This is a genomic window from Nocardioides sp. CPCC 206348 (assembly GCF_048654705.1).
Lineage (GTDB): Bacteria > Actinomycetota > Actinomycetes > Propionibacteriales > Nocardioidaceae > Nocardioides.
Window position 1 is genome coordinate 125,822 of record NZ_JBMCZA010000229.1, and the last position, 297, is coordinate 126,118.

Genomic DNA, 297 nt, shown 5'->3' on the forward strand with positions numbered 1-297 from the left:
CAACGGCGGCAACGCCACCGGCACCGTCACGGACGAGCGGATCGTGACCGACAACGGCGTCACGATCCTCGGCTACACCGACCTCGCGGGTCGCCTGGCTGCCCAGACCTCGCAGCTGTACGGCACGAACATCGTGAACCTGCTCAAGCTGCTGACCCCGGAGAAGGACGGCGCCCTGGCGCTCGACTTCGACGACGTCGTCCAGCGCGGCATCACGGTCGTCAAGGAAGGCGAGTCGACGTGGCCGCCTCCGGCCGTGCAGGTCTCGGCCGCCCCGGCTGCCGCTGCCGCCGCGCC

At 71.0% G+C, this 297-nt stretch carries 1 pseudogene; it reads left to right on the forward strand.

The annotated features are described in order from the left end of the window. A pseudogene (locus ACOADB_RS26410) lies at window positions 1–297 on the forward strand (NAD(P)(+) transhydrogenase (Re/Si-specific) subunit alpha); the annotation flags it as partial.